The organism is Neisseria sp. P0022.S010, assembly GCF_051956635.1.
In genome coordinates, this window is the sequence record NZ_JBQCXF010000188.1 from 1 (window position 1) to 5,454 (window position 5,454).

At 50.4% G+C, this 5,454-nt stretch carries 2 tRNA genes and 3 rRNA genes; all 5 read left to right on the forward strand.

What is annotated here, in order from left to right:
• Positions 1-155 precede the first annotated feature (155 nt).
• The 5 genes from ACTHUT_RS13330 (at position 156) to rrf (ending at position 5,405) form a co-directional block, all read left to right on the forward strand.
• Positions 156-1,696 (forward strand): 16S ribosomal RNA (locus ACTHUT_RS13330).
• Positions 1,697-1,801: 105 nt separating this feature from the next.
• Positions 1,802-1,878: transfer RNA gene (locus ACTHUT_RS13335), tRNA-Ile, on the forward strand.
• Positions 1,879-1,883: 5 nt separating this feature from the next.
• Positions 1,884-1,959 (forward strand) — tRNA-Ala (locus ACTHUT_RS13340).
• Positions 1,960-2,306: 347 nt separating this feature from the next.
• Positions 2,307-5,195 (forward strand): 23S ribosomal RNA (locus tag ACTHUT_RS13345).
• A 96-nt stretch (positions 5,196-5,291) separates the two neighbouring features.
• Positions 5,292-5,405: ribosomal RNA gene (rrf, locus tag ACTHUT_RS13350) — 5S ribosomal RNA — on the forward strand.
• The 16S, 23S and 5S rRNA genes sit together here with 2 tRNA genes alongside, the layout of an rRNA operon.
• Positions 5,406-5,454: the final 49 nt, after the last annotated feature.

Below are 5,454 nucleotides of genomic sequence, written 5' to 3' on the forward strand. Positions count from 1 at the left end.
TGTACTGTATAATTCGATTCGCTCTTTAAAAAACAGATTACCGATAAGTGTGAGTGCATTAGGCCTCACACTGTTTGAAAGACAGACAAGATGATGTTTTAGACATTGTCCTGTCGGTTTCTTTGAAGCAGACCAGAAGTTATAAGTTAGAGATTGAACATAAGAGTTTGATCCTGGCTCAGATTGAACGCTGGCGGCATGCTTTACACATGCAAGTCGGACGGCAGCACAGAGAAGCTTGCTTCTTGGGTGGCGAGTGGCGAACGGGTGAGTAACATATCGGAACGTACCGAGTAATGGGGGATAACTAATCGAAAGATTAGCTAATACCGCATATTCTCTGAGGAGGAAAGCAGGGGACCTTCGGGCCTTGCGTTATTCGAGCGGCCGATATCTGATTAGCTAGTTGGTGGGGTAAAGGCCTACCAAGGCGACGATCAGTAGCGGGTCTGAGAGGATGATCCGCCACACTGGGACTGAGACACGGCCCAGACTCCTACGGGAGGCAGCAGTGGGGAATTTTGGACAATGGGCGCAAGCCTGATCCAGCCATGCCGCGTGTCTGAAGAAGGCCTTCGGGTTGTAAAGGACTTTTGTCAGGGAAGAAAAGGCTGTCGCTAATACCGACAGTTGATGACGGTACCTGAAGAATAAGCACCGGCTAACTACGTGCCAGCAGCCGCGGTAATACGTAGGGTGCGAGCGTTAATCGGAATTACTGGGCGTAAAGCGAGCGCAGACGGTTACTTAAGCAGGATGTGAAATCCCCGGGCTTAACCTGGGAACTGCGTTCTGAACTGGGTGACTAGAGTGTGTCAGAGGGAGGTAGAATTCCACGTGTAGCAGTGAAATGCGTAGAGATGTGGAGGAATACCGATGGCGAAGGCAGCCTCCTGGGATAACACTGACGTTCATGCTCGAAAGCGTGGGTAGCAAACAGGATTAGATACCCTGGTAGTCCACGCCCTAAACGATGTCAATTAGCTGTTGGGCAACTTGATTGCTTAGTAGCGTAGCTAACGCGTGAAATTGACCGCCTGGGGAGTACGGTCGCAAGATTAAAACTCAAAGGAATTGACGGGGACCCGCACAAGCGGTGGATGATGTGGATTAATTCGATGCAACGCGAAGAACCTTACCTGGTCTTGACATGTACGGAATCCTCCAGAGACGGAGGAGTGCCTTCGGGAGCCGTAACACAGGTGCTGCATGGCTGTCGTCAGCTCGTGTCGTGAGATGTTGGGTTAAGTCCCGCAACGAGCGCAACCCTTGTCATTAGTTGCCATCATTAAGTTGGGCACTCTAATGAGACTGCCGGTGACAAGCCGGAGGAAGGTGGGGATGACGTCAAGTCCTCATGGCCCTTATGACCAGGGCTTCACACGTCATACAATGGTCGGTACAGAGGGTAGCCAAGCCGCGAGGTGGAGCCAATCTCACAAAACCGATCGTAGTCCGGATTGCACTCTGCAACTCGAGTGCATGAAGTCGGAATCGCTAGTAATCGCAGGTCAGCATACTGCGGTGAATACGTTCCCGGGTCTTGTACACACCGCCCGTCACACCATGGGAGTGGGGGATACCAGAAGTAGGTAGGGTAACCGCAAGGAGCCCGCTTACCACGGTATGCTTCATGACTGGGGTGAAGTCGTAACAAGGTAGCCGTAGGGGAACCTGCGGCTGGATCACCTCCTTTCTAGAGAAAGAAGAGGTCTGATGCATTCACACTTATCGGTAAACTGTAAAAGATGCGGAAGAGAAAAGCTTGAGTGAAGACAAGATTCGCTTAAGAAGAGAATCCGGGTTTGTAGCTCAGCTGGTTAGAGCACACGCTTGATAAGCGTGGGGTCGGAGGTTCAAGTCCTCCCAGACCCACCAAGAACGGGGGCATAGCTCAGTTGGTAGAGCACCTGCTTTGCAAGCAGGGGGTCATCGGTTCGATCCCGTTTGCCTCCACCAAGCACTTTACAAATCAAAGGAAGCCTGCTATACTTAGCAGCTTATTTTGATTTGCGAAGTGAAATATCGACGCATCGATCTTTAACAAATTGGAAAGCCGAAATCAACAAACAAAGACAATGCGTTTGTTTTGATTTTTTATTCTTTGCAAAGGATAAAGAATCTCTCGCAAGAGAAAAGAAAACAAACACAGTATTTGGGTGATGATTGTATCGACTTAATCCTGAAACACAAAAGGCAGGATTAAGACACAACAAGCAGTAAGCTTTATCAAAGTAGGAATTTCAAGTTTGCTTCCCTAGTCAACGGGTAGGTAAACGAAGTCAGAGAGGTTCTTGAAATGATAGAGTCAAGTGAATAAGTGCATCAGGTGGATGCCTTGGCGATGATAGGCGACGAAGGACGTGTAAGCCTGCGAAAAGCGTGGGGGAGCTGGCAATAAAGCTATGATCCCGCGGTGTCCGAATGGGGAAACCCACCTCTTAGGAGGTATCCTTATCTGAATACATAGGATAAGCGAAGCGAACCCGGAGAACTGAACCATCTAAGTACCCGGAGGAAAAGAAATCAACCGAGATTCCGCAAGTAGTGGCGAGCGAACGCGGAGGAGCCTGTACGTGATAACTGTCGAGATAGAAGAACAAGCTGGGAAGCTTGACCATAGTGGGTGATAGTCCCGTATTCGAAATCTCAATAGTAGTACTAAGCGTACGAAAAGTAGGGCGGGACACGTGAAATCCTGTCTGAATATGGGGGGACCATCCTCCAAGGCTAAATACTCATCATCGACCGATAGTGAACCAGTACCGTGAGGGAAAGGCGAAAAGAACCCCGGGAGGGGAGTGAAATAGAACCTGAAACCTGATGCATACAAACAGTGGGAGCACCCTTGTGGTGTGACTGCGTACCTTTTGTATAATGGGTCAACGACTTACATTCAGTAGCGAGCTTAACCGAATAGGGGAGGCGTAGGGAAACCGAGTCTTAATAGGGCGAACAGTTGCTGGGTGTAGACCCGAAACCGAGTGATCTATCCATGGCCAGGTTGAAGGTGCCGTAACAGGTACTGGAGGACCGAACCCACGCATGTTGCAAAATGCGGGGATGAGCTGTGGATAGGGGTGAAAGGCTAAACAAACTCGGAGATAGCTGGTTCTCCCCGAAAACTATTTAGGTAGTGCCTCGAGCAAGACACTGATGGGGGTAAAGCACTGTTATGGCTAGGGGGTTATTGCAACTTACCAACCCATGGCAAACTAAGAATACCATCAAGTGGTTCCTCGGGAGACAGACAGCGGGTGCTAACGTCCGTTGTCAAGAGGGAAACAACCCAGACCGCCAGCTAAGGTCCCAAATGATAGATTAAGTGGTAAACGAAGTGGGAAGGCCCAGACAGCCAGGATGTTGGCTTAGAAGCAGCCATCATTTAAAGAAAGCGTAATAGCTCACTGGTCGAGTCGTCCTGCGCGGAAGATGTAACGGGGCTCAAATCTATAACCGAAGCTGCGGATGCCAGTTTACTGGCATGGTAGGGGAGCGTTCTGTAGGCCGATGAAGGTGCATTGTAAAGTGTGCTGGAGGTATCAGAAGTGCGAATGTTGACATGAGTAGCGATAAAGCGGGTGAAAAGCCCGCTCGCCGAAAGCCCAAGGTTTCCTACGCAACGTTCATCGGCGTAGGGTGAGTCGGCCCCTAAGGCGAGGCAGAAATGCGTAGTCGATGGGAAACAGGTTAATATTCCTGTACTTGATTCAAATGCGATGTGGGGACGGAGAAGGTTAGGTTAGCAAGCTGTTGGAATAGCTTGTTTAAGCCGGTAGGTGGAAGACTTAGGCAAATCCGGGTCTTCTTAACACCGAGAAGTGACGACGAGTGTCTACGGACATGAAGTAACCGATACCACGCTTCCAGGAAAAGCCACTAAGCTTCAGTTTGAATCGAACCGTACCGTAAACCGACACAGGTGGGCAGGATGAGAATTCTAAGGCGCTTGAGAGAACTCGGGAGAAGGAACTCGGCAAATTGATACCGTAACTTCGGGAGAAGGTATGCCCTCTAAGGTTAAGGACTTGCTCCGTAAGCCCTGGAGGGTCGCAGAGAATAGGTGGCTGCGACTGTTTATTAAAAACACAGCACCCTGCTAACACGAAAGTGGACGTATAGGGTGTGACGCCTGCCCGGTGCTGGAAGGTTAATTGAAGATGTGCAAGCATCGGATCGAAGCCCCAGTAAACGGCGGCCGTAACTATAACGGTCCTAAGGTAGCGAAATTCCTTGTCGGGTAAGTTCCGACCCGCACGAATGGCGTAACGATGGCCACACTGTCTCCTCCCGAGACTCAGCGAAGTTGAAGTGGTTGTGAAGATGCAATCTACCCGCTGCTAGACGGAAAGACCCCGTGAACCTTTACTGTAGCTTTGCATTGGACTTTGAAGTCACTTGTGTAGGATAGGTGGGAGGCTTTGAAGCAGAGACGCCAGTCTCTGTGGAGCCGTCCTTGAAATACCACCCTGGTGTCTTTGAGGTTCTAACCCAGACCCGTAATCCGGGTCGGGGACCGTGCATGGTAGGCAGTTTGACTGGGGCGGTCTCCTCCCAAAGAGTAACGGAGGAGTTCGAAGGTTACCTAGGTCCGGTCGGAAATCGGACTGATAGTGCAATGGCAAAAGGTAGCTTAACTGCGAGACCGACAAGTCGAGCAGGTGCGAAAGCAGGACATAGTGATCCGGTGGTTCTGTATGGAAGGGCCATCGCTCAACGGATAAAAGGTACTCCGGGGATAACAGGCTGATTCCGCCCAAGAGTTCATATCGACGGCGGAGTTTGGCACCTCGATGTCGGCTCATCACATCCTGGGGCTGTAGTCGGTCCCAAGGGTATGGCTGTTCGCCATTTAAAGTGGTACGTGAGCTGGGTTTAAAACGTCGTGAGACAGTTTGGTCCCTATCTGCAGTGGGCGTTGGAAGTTTGACGGGGGCTGCTCCTAGTACGAGAGGACCGGAGTGGACGAACCTCTGGTGTACCGGTTGTAACGCCAGTTGCATAGCCGGGTAGCTAAGTTCGGAAGAGATAAGCGCTGAAAGCATCTAAGCGCGAAACTCGCCTGAAGATGAGACTTCCCTTGTGGTTTAACCACACTAAAGAGTCGTTCGAGACCAGGACGTTGATAGGTGGGGTGTGTAAGCGCGGTAACGCGTGAAGCTAACCCATACTAATTGCTCGTGAGGCTTGACTCTATCATTTGAAGAACTTCAAATAATAAAAGCTTACTGACTGATTCAGTCATCACCATTTATACCGATTAAGGCTTTACCGATTTGTAACAGTTTAAGTTTGGCGGCCATAGCGAGTTGGTCCCACGCCTTCCCATCCCGAACAGGACCGTGAAACGACTCAGCGCCGATGATAGTGTGGTTCTTCCATGTGAAAGTAGGTCACCGCCAAACACCCATTCCGAAGCCCCCGACTGATGTCGGGGGCTTTTTACATGCCTGT